13 protein-coding genes are annotated in these 15,565 nt (G+C 43.0%); 4 read left to right on the top strand and 9 right to left on the bottom strand.

Annotated elements, in window-relative coordinates:
- Positions 1 to 52: 52 nt before the first annotated feature.
- Positions 53 to 535: an Hcp family type VI secretion system effector gene (locus AC1UKS_RS05060; protein ID WP_482436013.1), complete on the bottom strand. Its 483-nt coding sequence runs from the start codon at positions 533 to 535 to the stop codon at positions 53 to 55.
- Between the two features lie 82 nt (positions 536 to 617).
- Here AC1UKS_RS05060 and AC1UKS_RS05055 point away from each other — a divergent pair, with 82 nt between their 5' ends.
- Positions 618 to 1,436: a DUF4225 domain-containing protein gene (locus AC1UKS_RS05055; protein ID WP_482436012.1), complete on the top strand. Its 819-nt coding sequence runs from the start codon at positions 618 to 620 to the stop codon at positions 1,434 to 1,436.
- Here AC1UKS_RS05055 and AC1UKS_RS05050 read toward each other — a convergent pair.
- From AC1UKS_RS05050 to AC1UKS_RS05025, 6 genes are all read right to left on the bottom strand, one after another.
- On the bottom strand, positions 1,433 to 1,756 hold the full coding sequence (locus AC1UKS_RS05050) for a hypothetical protein (RefSeq protein ID WP_482436011.1): 324 nt from the start codon (positions 1,754 to 1,756) through the stop codon (positions 1,433 to 1,435). The genes AC1UKS_RS05055 and AC1UKS_RS05050 overlap by 4 nt on opposite strands.
- A gap of 157 nt (positions 1,757 to 1,913) precedes the next feature.
- Entirely contained in the window at positions 1,914 to 2,315 is a 402-nt protein-coding gene (locus AC1UKS_RS05045; RefSeq protein ID WP_482436010.1) for a hypothetical protein, read from the bottom strand.
- An 87-nt stretch (positions 2,316 to 2,402) separates the two neighbouring features.
- Positions 2,403 to 2,825, bottom strand: coding sequence for a hypothetical protein (locus AC1UKS_RS05040; protein ID WP_482436009.1), 423 nt, complete (start codon positions 2,823 to 2,825; stop codon positions 2,403 to 2,405).
- Positions 2,806 to 4,635, bottom strand: coding sequence for a hypothetical protein (locus tag AC1UKS_RS05035; RefSeq protein ID WP_482436008.1), 1,830 nt, complete (start codon positions 4,633 to 4,635; stop codon positions 2,806 to 2,808). The genes AC1UKS_RS05040 and AC1UKS_RS05035 overlap by 20 nt, the downstream gene beginning before the upstream one ends.
- Positions 4,628 to 6,160, bottom strand: coding sequence for a site-specific integrase (locus AC1UKS_RS05030; RefSeq protein ID WP_482436007.1), 1,533 nt, complete (start codon positions 6,158 to 6,160; stop codon positions 4,628 to 4,630). The genes AC1UKS_RS05035 and AC1UKS_RS05030 overlap by 8 nt, the downstream gene beginning before the upstream one ends.
- Positions 6,160 to 7,362: a tyrosine-type recombinase/integrase gene (locus tag AC1UKS_RS05025; RefSeq protein ID WP_482436006.1), complete on the bottom strand. Its 1,203-nt coding sequence runs from the start codon at positions 7,360 to 7,362 to the stop codon at positions 6,160 to 6,162. The genes AC1UKS_RS05030 and AC1UKS_RS05025 overlap by 1 nt, the downstream gene beginning before the upstream one ends.
- Positions 7,363 to 7,806: 444 nt before the next feature.
- On the opposite strand from AC1UKS_RS05025, the gene AC1UKS_RS05020 reads away from it, so the two are divergent.
- Positions 7,807 to 8,937: a hypothetical protein gene (locus tag AC1UKS_RS05020; protein ID WP_482436005.1), complete on the top strand. Its 1,131-nt coding sequence runs from the start codon at positions 7,807 to 7,809 to the stop codon at positions 8,935 to 8,937.
- Between the two features lie 40 nt (positions 8,938 to 8,977).
- On the opposite strand, the gene AC1UKS_RS05015 is transcribed toward AC1UKS_RS05020, so the two are convergent.
- Together AC1UKS_RS05015 and AC1UKS_RS05010 are read right to left on the bottom strand one after the other, a co-directional pair.
- Positions 8,978 to 9,571: a hypothetical protein gene (locus tag AC1UKS_RS05015; RefSeq protein WP_482436004.1), complete on the bottom strand. Its 594-nt coding sequence runs from the start codon at positions 9,569 to 9,571 to the stop codon at positions 8,978 to 8,980.
- Positions 9,568 to 11,037, bottom strand: a complete 1,470-nt coding sequence (locus AC1UKS_RS05010) for a tyrosine-type recombinase/integrase (protein ID WP_482436003.1) — start codon at positions 11,035 to 11,037, stop codon at positions 9,568 to 9,570. The genes AC1UKS_RS05015 and AC1UKS_RS05010 overlap by 4 nt, the downstream gene beginning before the upstream one ends.
- A gap of 157 nt (positions 11,038 to 11,194) precedes the next feature.
- On the opposite strand from AC1UKS_RS05010, the gene mutS reads away from it, so the two are divergent.
- On the top strand, positions 11,195 to 13,756 hold the full coding sequence (gene mutS, locus AC1UKS_RS05005; protein ID WP_482436002.1) for a DNA mismatch repair protein MutS: 2,562 nt from the start codon (positions 11,195 to 11,197) through the stop codon (positions 13,754 to 13,756).
- A 344-nt stretch (positions 13,757 to 14,100) separates the two neighbouring features.
- Entirely contained in the window at positions 14,101 to 15,543 is a 1,443-nt protein-coding gene (locus AC1UKS_RS05000; RefSeq protein WP_482436001.1) for an amidase, read from the top strand.
- Positions 15,544 to 15,565 lie beyond the last annotated feature (22 nt).

The following is a 15,565-nucleotide window of genomic DNA, read 5'->3' as shown; positions in this document are numbered from 1 at the left end:
TTTTTAACAGGAGCAGTGTGTGTAAACCACTGCTTCCGATACAAACTTTCACTTAAGCTTCTTTATTACTTTTAATATCCCATCCTGATTGTGACTCTGCCCCTTTCCCACCTGAGGAAGCCTGTTCCCAATACTGAATTTTGACCTTAGATGCCTGAAATTGATAAGACATACTCAGAATTTCGGAGTGTATCGCTCCATTGAAGAGGACATTGGTAACAAGCACATCCTCCAGTGTGATCCTGCAATACTCGGTTTGACTACCACCTGCCTTACAAGCGGAGAGTTCTACCTTACTGATATGGTTACCAGATGAAACATACTTCATCACTGCTGGAGTAGCCTTGTCGATATGAGTTTGAACAGTGAGATCACGATAGTGCACTTTCCCGGCACCACCACCTCCACCAACACTCGTGTTGCCAGGTTGACTTGCTCCCCAAGTGAAGGAATCGACATTAATCCATCCCTTATGGTTTGAGTCTTGTGATTCACCTGTAATGCCTTCAATTTTTAGAAAAAGATCAATACTCATTTGTCTTCCTTTCCAACTCCAGTTATTTTAGGATCTGATTAGCACTCTTAACTGAAAGCTATGTTTACATAAAGGTAATGTTATGGACAACTACTGGAATAAGAACAGATTTTCGGATTACTTCCTCACAATGGGTAATCTTCAGGCAAATCAACTAGTAAGATTGGCTAACAATCTCTCCCTCATTCACCTGAAAGATGGAATGCTAAGGATGCGTTTTCATGATGAAGTGAGGGACTTTGCGAATCTTCAACTTAACACCATTCGTTCTGCTACCAGTGATGAGCAATGTCAGGAATGCATACAAAATTTGAAGCAAGAAGCACATAACCTCACCCTGCAAGACAGGATGCTTCGTTCAGGTCAAGCCACCATTTCAGCATCTGTTAAGTTTTATCATGATAACGAGAAAATTATTGGTTATGTGATAGATGGTATAGGGGTCGTACTGGGGACACTTCAGATGGTCGCTGGTGTCGGGGTTGTTGCAGGTTCATTAGCGACAGGGAATGTAGTAGGTATGTTGGCAGGTTCAGCCTTGGTCGCAAACGGAGCAGGCTCTACGATTGAAAGCATCGATAAACTCAGGGGTATAGCTAATCCATCAAATCCAGTTAAAGAGGCATACGAAGATACAGCGGAGTTTTTTGGCTTTGACTCTCGTCTTGGTTTACTTGCATATCAAGTTGTGGACCTGACCACTTCTTACTACGGGATTTTTAAGCTGACCCTAAAGCCAGAATCGTGGAGGTTATTCAAATATCTTCCAACTGATTACTACCGCAAAGTTCAGGTAATGAGTAAGCCTGCTCTTGCCCTCAAAGGAGCCGGAGCAGCGGTCAAAGGGGCAGGGATAGGGCTAAATCTTCAGCAAATGAATGACAAAAAAGAAGGTAACTAGTTTCTGCTCTTTCTAATAAAACAGTGAGCTTTCCAAGCAAGATTAAGGGGTATAACAAAATAAACGATTATCACCCCTATGATAAGAACGATACCATATGAGACTAAGCTCTCATTGTGTCCTTTATAGATGCCGTATGCAAAGACAGAAGCAATGATAGCAATGCAAATAACCCCAGCCCAGAATCGCTTACTTAAATCTAAAACAAGGCTCTTGAGTGAGTCTGTTTGAGATTCGTCTCTCTTGATAATACTTTTTAGTTTACCAATATCCTTTGCAGAAAAACCATTCTCCAGAAGTTTTTGTTCGTAATCGTTCATTGCAAAATCCTGAGCTGAATTATATAAATAAGATATTACACGATTTAAGGAACAGGTGCCACATGTTCCGTATGCATAGTGCACACTATTAATTTAAAATTAATAGAAAATGTGGCTTGTAAATTATAGCTTATTTGCGATGCAGAAAACCCGAGAATTATTTTCTCACTTTATTTCTCTGACATTTAACTTCAGGCCTATACTCAAAACTCTTCTTTTGACTTCTGAATGTTTTCTCAGCCTCATATTCATTCCAAATGACATACTCAACTATGAACTTATAAAAGTATAGAACCCTCTCAAGGCCAATAGTTGAAGGTATTGTATGATAGTTAGGGCTGAGTAAAGCCGAAGTTAAAACCGCCAGGATATTACTTGACCCGGCTAAATGGTGATTTTCATAGTCAGATTGATATTTTAAAAAGTATCCTACACAAAATAAGTAGGCATCCTTCACAATCTTTTGTTTATTACATTGAGACTCATCATATCTAATTATGAATCTATTAAGTAAAATCAAAAACCTTTGATCTGGCAAATATCTTTGTAATCCATTCATAGTAAGCATCCTTGCTAGTTTGTCATCCTTGACATATTATTTATAACGTATTCTATTTTAAAATCAACTTTTCTCACCTTAATAATATTACTCTTTATCAGTTTTTTCCCTATCAACTGGAATCAGTGGGGCATTGAGTTGATGTTCTTTTATCCCATATTTATAAGCATTATACTGCCATATTATGAATTGTTGTTTTAAAACTCTAACTTCTTCTTTGAGCGATTGATTTTTTAGTTGCAGATTTCTTATCTGCTGTGAAGCAATGTTCAGGTTTGCAGGTCTTTTGACTTCAGATGCACCAGATTTTATGGTTTTTTTTTGAAGTTCAAAAGCCCTTACTATTTCTTTATGCTGACTAAGGGATTGTCTTGTCGGTCTCTTACCCAGAAGCTCTGTAACAGAGTCACAAAGGTTTTCCCAGGTAAACTTTCCTTGCCTTAAACTCTGCCATCCTGCTATAGAATTTATAATTATTTGTAGATCTTTATTAGTTAGGTGTTTGGCCATTATTGTTCTCCTTGTTTGTTATCTTGTCATCCTTCTTCATTACTAAAATACGGGACAGGTGTGAAAAATCGTCACCATGTGTTCTTATAAGCGAACCATCAGGTAATTCGGGATTTTCCATCAATGCAATAATCCCCTTCAGTCTTTCAAATGTCTTGGTTTGATGCTGATACCACTTATCAGCTCCGAGTTCGTCCTCACTAATAGCCTCCTTAGCCTTAACAACGAGGCCTTCTGTCGCATCAAGTAAGGACTTGAGCCTATCAAGCTTCTGCTTTTCCCCTTTGACACAAACTTGCTCACTACAGTTGATACAATCAAAGTATTTGCTACAGGGAGCTAATATGTAGTCATGCACACAATATCCATATTCTGTTGTATGGACAGCACCGTGCTCTATTTTGTTTTTTAAGTCATGAAGAGTGGAGATTTCGAAGTTCTCATTCACATCACTATCGCAGGGGATTATGTTATTTTGATTAATCCCCAGAGCTTTTACCTTTTCAATCATCTCAGCTTCTGTGATGTGGTTGTAAACTCTATTCTGGGTAACAGACACCCTACCCGACCATTTTGCTATGTCCAGCTCTCCGAGGCCTCCTCTTTGAGCGATAGTGTTAAGTAGATGTCTGGCCTGATGAGTCCTCAGGAACAAAGCCTTATTATGTTCATCATAGTATCCATGCCTTTCGAAAATATTCTTATGTTTATTAATTTTTGAACTACCTAACTCCTTTGAGAAAAAGACATTTGATATTTTAAACAGTTCACTACCAGTTTGTAGTTTCATACTGAGTTGGTTAACGAAAAGGGCACAAAGCGCATTACTGAATCGAACATCCTTTTCCTTATCAAACCAAATTTTTCTTGCTGATTTATCTTTCATCTTATGCTCAAGAACCTCACTTCTTTCCCTTGGCTTTTCAGATAATTTTAATAGCCTTTTGATGGCAAGTTTAGCCGTAGAAACCATAACTTCAGGTATCCACTTTATATTTGCTCCGAAACCTTTTAATGAATAAAATCTCAAGCCGTAGCATTCCTTTCCTTCCCTATTCTTTTCGATTACTTCGCAGTCAGCTCGTAAAGATAATATTTCAGTTATACGGCTTGGTGCACACATAAGCAGAGCGAAGACAGAAGTAACAAAAAGGTCTCTTTCATGAAGATCATGGTCTTGCATTGAGAAGAGCTCTCCAATTGCTTGTAAAGCCTTTTCATTAGGCAGTTTAGCTAATCTGGCTTTGTCTGCATTATCAGAAATCGACAATCTTGACTCAGGCGGTCTAATGTAACTACTCCATTTGATTAAGCCACAATTAAGAAGTTCTTTCTCGTTCAGGAAGGTGATTAATTTCTCCATGAATTTACCACATTTGTAAGCCACTGCTTTAGTGTAGTTATCATTAATGTCAGATAAGCACTCATCGAGAATGACTGGGTTTAGTAATTTTATATCACCATAACCAGTATAAACTAAAAGATTTTTTTCGATCACTCTAAGCACAATGGGAAAAGTTAATTTATCAAATCCTTTCGTATTAGAGCAAAAAATATAAGCCACATATGATTTGCAAAAATCAAGGTAACTAGGATCAAGATCTTCCGCTTTACTAAACGATTCCAACTTTACATTCTTAATCTTAAATTTAGAAAATTTAAATATTTTCCTCCAATGATTACTATCCCAATCATTATCAAGTAGATTTTCACTCAACTGGCCTTTGCAATTTAGGATAAATTCTTTAAGGTTTTTTTCTGCTAAGATTCCTGTTTTACTCCTAAAATTAACTATATCACTTTCATTCATGTCTATTACTCCTTTGTAATTTTAAAGTCTCACATTTTTTTACTACTTCTTCTACAGCCATTATTGTTCTGTCTAAGGTTTTACTGATAGTTGTATCTTGAGTATTAGTCATAACTCGTTCTCTTTGTTTCAATAAATGATTTCGTAATTCCATATGTGGTGCATCAACAAATGGATGAAAGTGGTGGCAGGTATAACAAGGAACAGGAACATTAGCCTGACAAGATTTACAGCCATCACATGCTCCAGTTACTTCACCTGCTAAGTTTCTTACTGCCAATTCGTTTTCTTTTACTAAATTATCCACCTTGATTTCACCTTGAAAAAAACCGGAATACTTCTGCATATGATTCCCCACTGCCTGGTCAATTCTTGCAACATGATCAGCATTAAACTCAACATACACCCCTGTATATTGAGTTGTAGAGTGGTCTAACAGTTCTGCAATGACCAATTCGCTGGCACCTTCTCTCGCAGCTCTTGTGCCAACGGTGTAACGGAACCTTCGGGAATTTACATTTAATCTTTCATTAGTTCTCTCAGAGAAAACATTTTCTGTTTCAGCGATAAACCTAAGTGTTTTATTAATCTTCACAGAATATTCGTGAGCTTTATCCGAAACAAAAACCTTGCTAAGTTCGTTATTGTTTTTGAAAATCCTTAATTTTTGCATTGATATAAAAAGAGGTGTACTTCCTACTTCTCTATCATTCAGTTCTCTGCCCAATGCACTTGAAATTTCTTTGACACTTAAATCACACTGTTTACAGAGTAAATCATACAAGTCTTTTGTCACTTGATAACTTCTGCAAGCTTCTCTGAACCCCAAGCCTTGCTTTATCCTTGGGATACTAATGACATAAGAATAGTTATTCTCAATTACTTTTAACCTTCTTATATCCGACACCTTCATCTGTGAAATCTGTAGTGGCCTTCTTCCAGTTGCGCTTATCAGCAAAGTCATTGCTAATTGAGTAATATCTATTTTTCCCTTGTCATATGCTCTATAGCAAGCTTCAAGAAAAGATTGTAATTCGATATCGGTAAATGGGCCTTTAACTTGATCTCTTCTTCTTACAACTTCTCCTTTTTTGTTATCAGGGATTATTAGTTTGCACAAAAAAACATATGCACCTTCATCTATTCCAGAATAGCCCAATTCATACCATTTTTTTATGAGTATCCTTACCGATAACATAATATTATTGTTCTTACCATCAGATCCTCTAAACCTCACAAGGGAAAACTCATCAATTCTCTCAGGCTTCACATTTACAATAAATCTTCTAAAATTATTGTTTATTAATTTAACTGAAGCAGGACTTAATTCACAAGCTAAGTATTTCAGTGTTTTTAAATATCCTCCCAACAATTCTTTGTTTATGGCATCTTTTACCGCTTTAATATTAACTGTCGCATTTCGGCTTAGCCTCCATGTCTCATCACTTAAGGAAAAGTAATAACCTTTCGTTTTAGCTTCATAAGTGCTCTCATTATCGTCACCATTAACATTTACTTTTAACATCAAACATCTCCTCTGTTGATAATCTCTTTTTGCATATTTAAAGCTATCTCTCCGGCTTTCTTTTCGATGAATCTTCTGTTATAAGTTGAAGCAGTCCCCGAACCCTCTTTCCAACCCATCAGTAAAGACCTCATTTGTTCTTGCTCATATTGGTTAGGCGGATTTTCCATTTGATCCATCTTTGAAGAAAACTCATAGTTCCAGGTATGCCTTAACTTATGCCCTGTCATTCTGGAAAGTTCTGGGCAAGAATTCTTTAAAGCATTAATAATTTTATGATATGCTTGAATAGATAAGGGTTCACCGAAAGTATTTCCTTTTTTATGGCAGATAAATAAATACCCATTATCTTTTTTCATTCTATGCTTACGCCTTTCAAATTTTATATAATTACAAATTTCATTGCATAGATCATTTGATATAGACAGCTTCCTTTCTAAGGTTTTAACAAGTGGTTGTTTTATCCTTGAGTCATCAGGGTCATCAGCCCTCCTGTTAATTGAAATTGTCTGAGAACCTATATCAATATCTGTAACCTTGATGTTTAGTAATTCTCCTGCCCTTAATCCTAAATGATAAAGAATTAATATCATTAGCCTATTTCGCCTTTGCACATCAGCTTTAAATGGATTCATTTCTGAACCTACCTTTAAAACATCAAACAAAATATTTAGTTGATTATTACTGAGATTTTTATCATTTAATGAATTTTGATTTCTGAATCTAATTTTAGGTCTATGACTTTTCATTTTCGCAATGAATTTATCAATAAGTATATGATCTATTTTATAACTTACCGTGAAGAAGTCACATAGCCATTCAAGGTATTTTGTAATGGCTGTTAATCTGAAATATTGCGTATTGCTACTAACCCTGCACCCGCTGTCAAGGTTTACGACCTTCTCTTTTTTCATTCTCTTAGTTATGAATTCTTTCAATGCATCAATCTCTTGAAGACGAAGAAACTCTGCTGTTCTGATCCTTTCTTCTAAGTCAATTTTCTTAAAATTCAAAAATCGATAAAACAAAGCTATACTCGCTGAATGTAGCTCAATAGTTGAAATTGACTCGTTCTTCTTTCTTAATTCTGATGATATATATAAACATGGATAATAAAGTGGCATTTTTGAGACTTTATCAGTTATGAGACAACACCTCTCTCCTGTATCCATTTTTATTGTATTTGTTACTATTCTATCCATACCTCCCCTTATATTATTTACATTATTTTATTTCCAATCTTATTTAAAAATCTTGCAAAACAGGTATATGTATAACCTACATGGAAAATGACCTATAAGTATCTTGCAGAGAAATTATTGTCTTTTACTTAATAAAACCAGTAATATCAAGTGAATTTAAAGTTATTATTGCATTTATATATAAGGTAGATAGAAGGTATATTCTATTTACCTTATACTAACCTTTTACTACTCCAACCCTTGATATATCTAACATCACTAATATTTTTGTAAAGTATTTTGCAAAATACTTGTTTAAAACCTATCTAAATCTTGCATTTTATTTCCATATACTTTTTGAATCATCATGGTTTTTGAAATGTTATTATCATATCAAATAGATTTGTCAACTTAGGCAGGTTATAATCTTGCAGGATATTTTTCATTCTTTAAAGGATGTAACTCATGACTTTTGAGGAACTTAAGAAACCCGCTATCAAATTCTTTGCTTCGGGTGCCTTTTTAACTCTTATTACCGTTGGATTTATATGGACTTATCTTGTCTTTTTAGGCAGAACAGATCTTTTCTTAAAAGCAGTTACTTTCGAAAGTTTATTTTCTTTTTCTGGTGCAATAATTCTTTTTAGCTTTTTTCTTTTTATGTTCCTGTTTTATTCTCCATCTTTTATGGGTTGCTTAGTTATAAAAAGAGAAGTTCCAAATATTTTAGGCTATGAACGTGTAAAGAGAACTCATTCAATAATATTACTTTTGAGCACATTGATATCTTTTACTTTATTGGTTTATTTAGCAGAGTTTACGGAAACTGAAATGAACCAATTTAATGTATTTAAGATAATACTATGCAGCACTTTTTTCCCAATAGTTTTTAGCTTGTTTTTTAATAAGAAATCGATAATTGAAAACTACAATATATCACATTCAAAAATAGACATTTTTAGATTAACTTCTCTCTTTGTAGGTAGAGCCTTTTTCATAGGGTTAGTATCTTGGATGTTTTGTTTCCCGTTCCCTGTCATTACTCAGAGTCTCAAGTTTGACAATACTGACTCGGAATTAATTCAAGTTCTCAAGTATTACGGTTTAGGTATAGTAGTCCTAACCATCACATTGCTACCTGCTTTCTACTTTATTCACATTAAAAATTCGGTAAGTTATATAAAACAAAGCATGACAACTTTTGGATTGGCTTTGCTTTTTCTGATAGCTCTATCTCTAATGCTTCCTGTTATTCCCACTTTAATTGTTAATTTCGCGGCAAGATTAGTTGGAATAAATGGCTTTGAAGTCATAAGACCAGCAATTTCAGTCGAAAATCGGCCCGCTGAAAAATTCAAAGATCCACAGTGGCATTTATCAACATCCAACGATGGGAGGTTTTATCTTTTTGATGGGGTTAAACTTTTCTCATTTGGTACATTAGAACTTTTATGCCCTCCCAATGTTTTAGATTCCTATAAAGCCACTCTGCATTACATCTTAGCTTCCAAAAGATATGATGAGGAGACTAGGAAAATGCTTCACAAAGAAACAAAAACTTGTCAGATATTTAACAGTGAAGACCTTCGCTATTAGTAAAAAAAGGTGCTTGAATAAAGCACCTTAATGTTTTCGCTCAATGCCTTATATCCAAATTAGATAATATTTCATGTTTCTCTTGTTGTGAAGTTGATTCAAGAATAATGCATTGGATAGTCTCACGAAAAATACTGTGCCATATTTTTCTTTCTTCTGCATTTCTCCATTGCCTTGATAGAGCTTCTTCAACACTTATCCAAATTACTTCGCAAGTATGATTTTTTAGGCAATCTTTAAAAATACTGTGTGGTAAAGTAAGAATATGTCCAATGATTTTATCATCACTACTATCTGCCCAGAATGGCTGAGGCTCGACAAAATCCTTTAAAGAGGTAAAAGCCAATCCTCTAACCTGGGCGGCCTGCATAGTGCTACTTACTCTATGATTGTTTCTCCAGGCACGAAGATCACCAAGCAAATAATTCACCCGTTGGTTGCGAGCTTTGCTTTCAGAAGATTGATATTGAACATACGGTGGACCATCACCATTCTGACGGTAACGAGCAAGGGTTTTAACACTTACTCCTAAATACAGTGCCGCTAAATCTACCCCAATGGTGGCATCATCTGGCATGTCACCAAACAAACTCCAGACCTCTGACATTTCTCTCAAGGTTTCAATAGCACTCATGCTTGCTTCCCAGAATATTCAGGTATTGGTGGGTATTTTGCTGAAGCCAGTAAATTATTATATAACCCTGGCGCAGTCATCAGTATATGTAGCTCAATCCGCTGTAGTGCCTCAAACACACGGTTTTTGTCCGGTTCAGCATACCTCTCGGTAGGATCAGTTGTGTTACGGTGATTCAGGAGCTTCTTTACAACAGCATAGGAGCCAATCTCTTCAGCGATCCTGCCAAAGGTTCTTCTCAGGTCATGAGTGCCTAACTTAGCGATTCCGGCTTCTGCACATAAGTATTCCCTAAGTGTTTTACTATCACTATAGTGCCCGCTTTTACTTCGAGGTGATCGTGCTGGAAACACCCATTTTCTGCGACTCGCTTTTACTTCCTTATCAAAAACGATATCTCTTCTTTGCTCTAACAAACATCTGACAGCATCACAGATGGGAAGCTCATGATTCGTCCTGTTCTTGGTATCAAAGAAGAAAATTTTCCTATTAGCCAAATCGACATAGCTCGTAGACTTTGCTTCTTCTACCGATAGCTCCTCTCTCCAGCATAGAGAAGCCGTTTCTTCCTTCCTCGCACCAAGTAACACCGTTAGTAGAAGGTAATCGCAACCAAGGCGGTTAAAGCTTCTCTTGTTGTTCAGTGCATCCAGAAACTCACCCAATGTATCTTTTGCTGAAAGCGGATTTCTCACACCTTTTGACTGATAGCTTTCTTCCAGTTCAGAGCGACTGCGGTATTTCTTTTGCACTCTGAGCACAGTGAATGGGTTGTATGTGAGAACAGGCAGTCGTTGCTGGCTCTGTGCATTCATCGCTTCTACATCGATAGAATGTTGAACTGCCACATTTGCCCATCTGAAAGTCTGCTCGGCCGTCGTTCTGGTCTTTGAGGCTATCTCATCAAACTTCTTGAGAATGAGGCTTCCTGTGAGGTCACGGACTCTATACCGCTCCCACTCTTTAAGCTTCTGTTCAGCTTTATCCAGCACCCGGATCGAATTTGGTTTTGCTGGTTTGCTTCGTCCTAAGAGGTGCTGACGATATTGAGCAAAAATCTCACTGAGAGTTAGCTCTGCGATATCAGCTTCTCGTTTAACTGTATTTGGGTTTCTTTTAGTAGATTTCATCGATTGTGCGTAGGTTCTCGCAACTTCACGAGCCTGATCAATCGAAGCAAAATCCGATACATTACCTATCGTCGCTCTGATTACCTGTGAAGGAGACTTGCCCTCTGAAGGACTTCTGTCCCCTCCTGAAACTCTTCTCTGGATGATATAGGTCTTCTTTGTTGCACTGATCTTTACACCAAAGCCTACGGGTGAATCACGGTGGCTGTCAGTGATAAGATACGGCTTACCAGAAATGTTAGGCACATACACAACTCGTCCGGCTGAATCTAACTCAGGTTTGGTTTCTATCGATAACTTATTGATAATTATTGATTGATTCAGAGTCATCTTCACTGTTGTTGCCTCATGTATACCAGAAGAGCCATGTTGTATTCTCGATAGTAGCTAGAATACATCTGGCATACAAATTTTCGGATTTAGATGGATTTATCAGGGTTTCAAATGGGGCCACTTGAGTACTTCTAAAGCCATAAAAATGAGTTAATTCAATATGAAAGAGTCTACAGATAAGGACTTTTCAACCCATACGCCAATGATGCAGCAATATTTGCGTCTGAAGGCCGATCATCCGGAAATCCTGCTGTTTTACCGCATGGGGGATTTCTACGAACTGTTTTATGACGATGCGAAGCGCGCCTCGCAGCTGCTGGAAATCTCGCTGACCAAACGCGGGGCGTCAGCCGGTGAACCGATCCCGATGGCGGGCGTACCTTATCATGCGGTGGAGAACTACCTGGCGAAGCTGGTGCAGCTGGGCGAATCGGTGGCGATCTGCGAGCAGATTGGCGATCCGGCGCTGAGCAAAGGCCCGGTGGAGCGCAAAGTGGTGCGCATCGTGACGCCGGGTACCATCAGCGATGAAGCGCTGTTGCAGGAGCGCCAGGATAACCTGCTGGCCGCCATCTGGCAGAGCCCGCGCGGCTTCGGCTTCGCCACGCTGGATATCAGCTCTGGCCGCTTCCGCCTGGCGGAGCCGTCGGACCTGGAAACCATGGCCGCCGAGCTGACACGCTCCAATCCGGCTGAACTGCTCTATTCCGAAGATTTCGCCGCCATGTCGCTGATTGAAAATCGCCGTGGTTTGCGTCGTCGCCCGTTGTGGGAGTTTGAAGTCGATACCGCGCGTCAGCAGCTTAACATGCAGTTTGGCACCCGCGACCTGAGTGGCTTTGGCGTCGAGCAGGCTCACCATGCGCTGCGCGCGGCGGGCTGCCTGCTGCAATACGTCAAGGATACCCAGCGCACTTCCCTGCCCCATATCCGTTCTCTGACCATGGAGCGGCAGCAGGATGGCATCATTATGGATGCGGCAACGCGCCGTAACCTGGAGATCACCCAGAACCTGGCCGGCGGCATTGAAAACACCCTGGCGGCGGTGCTGGATAAAACCGTCACGCCGATGGGTAGCCGCATGCTGAAACGCTGGCTGCATATGCCGGTGCGGGAAATTAAAACCTTAGAGAATCGTCAGCAGAGCATTGGATCACTGCAGGACTTTACCGCGGAACTCTCCCCTCTGCTGCGTCAGGTCGGCGACCTGGAGCGTATTCTGGCGCGCCTGGCATTGCGCACCGCCCGCCCACGCGATCTGGCCCGGATGCGCCACGCCTTCCAGCAGTTGCCACAGTTGGATGCGCTGCTGGCGGAAGTTGCCACGCCGCACCTGCAAACCTTGCGCACGCAAATGGGCCAGTTTGATGAGCTGCGCGATCTGCTGGAACGGGCGGTGATTGAGTCTCCGCCTGTGCTAATCCGTGATGGTGGCGTGATAGCGCCCGGCTACCACGCCGAGCTGGACGAATGGCGTGCGCTGGCAGATGGCGCCACCGACTACCTTGATAAGCTGGAAATCCGTGAGCGGGAAAAACTGGGGCTGGATACGCTGAAGGTCGGCTTCAACGCTGTGCATGGCTATTATATTCAGGTCAGCCGCGGACAGAGCCATCGGGTGCCGATCAACTATGTCCGTCGTCAGACGCTGAAAAACGTTGAACGCTATATCATTCCCGAGCTGAAAGAGTATGAAGACAAAGTTCTGACCTCGAAAGGCAAGGCGCTGGCGCTGGAAAAAGGCCTGTATGAGCAACTGTTCGACCTGCTGCTGCCGCATCTGGAAGCTTTGCAGCTGAGCGCCGCCGCCCTGGCGGAACTGGACGTGCTGTCCAACCTGGCTGAACGTGCGTGGACGCTGAACTATAGCTGCCCAACGCTGACCGATAAGCCGGGTATCAAGCTGACCGGCGCGCGTCATCCGGTGGTTGAGCAAGTGTTAAAAGAGCCGTTTATTGCTAACCCGCTGTCACTCTCGCCGCAGCGCCGTATGCTGGTGATCTCCGGCCCGAACATGGGGGGTAAAAGTACCTATATGCGTCAGGCGGCGCTGATCACGCTGCTGGCCTACATTGGCAGTTACGTCCCGGCTGAGCAGGCGGTAATTGGCCCTGTTGACCGCATCTTCACACGTGTTGGTGCAGCAGATGATCTGGCGTCCGGCCGTTCGACCTTTATGGTGGAGATGACCGAAACCGCCAACATCCTGCATAACGCGACTGAGCATAGCCTGGTGCTGATGGATGAGATTGGTCGCGGCACCTCCACCTATGACGGACTGTCACTGGCCTGGGCCTGTGCGGAAAGCCTGGCGAACCGCATCAAGGCGATGACGCTGTTTGCTACCCACTACTTTGAGCTGACCACCCTGCCCGAAAAAATGGAAGGCGTGGCCAACGTTCACCTCGATGCCGTTGAGCATGGCGACACTATTGCCTTTATGCACAGCGTGCAGGAAGGTGCCGCGAGCAAAAGTTATGGCCTGGCCGTAGCCGCACTGGCGGGCGTGCCGAAAGAGGTCATCAAGCGCGCCCGACAGAAACTGAAAGAGCTGGAAACGCTGTCCGGTAGCGCAGCCAGCAGTCAAGCCGATGGCCCACAGTTGCCATTGCTGGTAGAAGAAACGTCTCCTGCGGTGGAAGCACTTGAAGCGCTGGATGCGGACTCGCTGACACCACGTCAGGCGCTGGACTGGATTTATCGTCTGAAAACGATGCTGTAACCGTTGCGCTAAAAGCCCGGGAGAGTCTGGGTCAATACCCGGTTAGCACCTCGAGTTTCGGCTTTTAACTGAACAGAACGGCAGGCATGATGCCTGCCGTTTTTTTTGCACCACTTTACGACCCGCTGCACTCCCGCAGTGAAATCCTCTTGCTAGCGCTGCGCCCAGGCCCACTTCGCGCCCGGTATCCCCATCGTCCTCCCGCCGCGAATACCAGCCTGTATACAAGATGTTAGACCTTCGTCTCAGCGTTTTTGATAGCGCCATCACAAATCTGGCCTGCAATATGCATTGCTATCCTCCAGCTAGCAATCATCAGCTCTTCAGGGGCACAGGGGACACCGTTGAACCAACAGGATATCTTGAATCTTGACGCCATCACGCTGGCGGCACACATCCGCGACAAGTCGCTTTCTCCGGTTGAGGTGGTGACCGCCTCGCTGGCTCAAATGGATCTTCTGGAACCCGAGCTGCATGCCTTTTGCACGCCGACGCCCGATCTGGCGATGGCGCAGGCCAAAGCGATCGAACAGAAGATCCTGCGCGGCGAAAAGGTCGGCCCGTTGGCTGGCGTGCCGGTGGCGATTAAAGATCTGATCAGCACCGCCGGGATCAAAACGGTGTCCGGCTCCTGGATCTACGAGAATTTTATCCCCGATGAAGACGACATCACCGTTGAACGGCTGAAAGCTGCTGGCGCCATCATACTGGGCAAAACCAACGCGCCCGAGTTTGGTTATAGCGGCACCGGCCATAACCCGGTGTTCCCGACCACCCGCAATCCATGGAATACCGGCTTAACCCCTGGCGGCTCCAGTGCCGGTTCGGCTGCGGCGCTGGCGGCAAGAATGTGCCCGCTGGCGCTGGGGAGCGATGGCGGCGGTTCCGTGCGCATTCCCGCCGCCCACAGCGGCCTGTTTGGCATGAAAGCGTCGATGGGCCGCGTGCCGCTGTATCCCGGCTGTCGCGATGAACGCTATCCGGGACTCTCCAGCTGGGAATCGCTGGAGCATATTGGCCCGATGACCCGCACCGTGGCGGATGCCGCGTTAATGCTTTCGGTGATCGCCGGACCCGATCCCCGCGACCGCCACTCGATCCCCACCAGTGACATTGACTGGCTCAACGCCACCCAGGGCAGCCTGAAAGGGCTACGCATTGCCTTTAGCGCTGACTGGGGCTATGCCGCGGTTGACCCACAGGTCCGCGAAGTGGTGGCGAAAGCGGTCAGGGTCTTCGAGCAGGAGCTGGGCTGCAGTGTGGTCGAGGCGCATCCCGGCTTCAGCGATCCGAAAGAGACCTTCGCTGCGCTGGTCGCTCAGGAAACCGATCTGACCGGCATGCGCAAACTGACGGAAAGCTATGGCGATCGCATGTCGCCCCATCTGGTGGCGATGCTGAACACCGCCTGGACCGCCGAGATGTTCACCGATGCCAATATGAAGCGCAAAGAGGTGGTCAACAAAATGTGGCGCTTTATGCAGGGCTACGATTTGTTGCTGACCCCGACGCTGGCAACACCGCCCTTCCCAATCGATATCGAAAGCCCGGCGATGATAGATGGCCGTAGCGTGACGCCTGCCGAATGGCTGGCCTTTGTCTTCCCGATCAACCTTACCGGACAACCGGCCGCCTCTGTGCCGGCTGGCTTTACCGCCGACGGGTTGCCGGTCGGTTTACAAATTGTTGGTCGTCACCTTGACGATGCGCTGGTGCTGCGTGCCAGTGCGGCATTTGAGAAAGTTTGCGGCTGGCAACATCGGTTACCCCCGATGCTGACCCGCTGATTAACGCCTACTGCTATTTACC

It is taken from the genome of Erwinia sp. AK-PDG3-5, assembly GCF_056821705.1.
The sequence above is the reverse complement of the archived record's forward strand: the minus strand, read 5'-3'. Positions and strand labels throughout refer to the sequence as shown.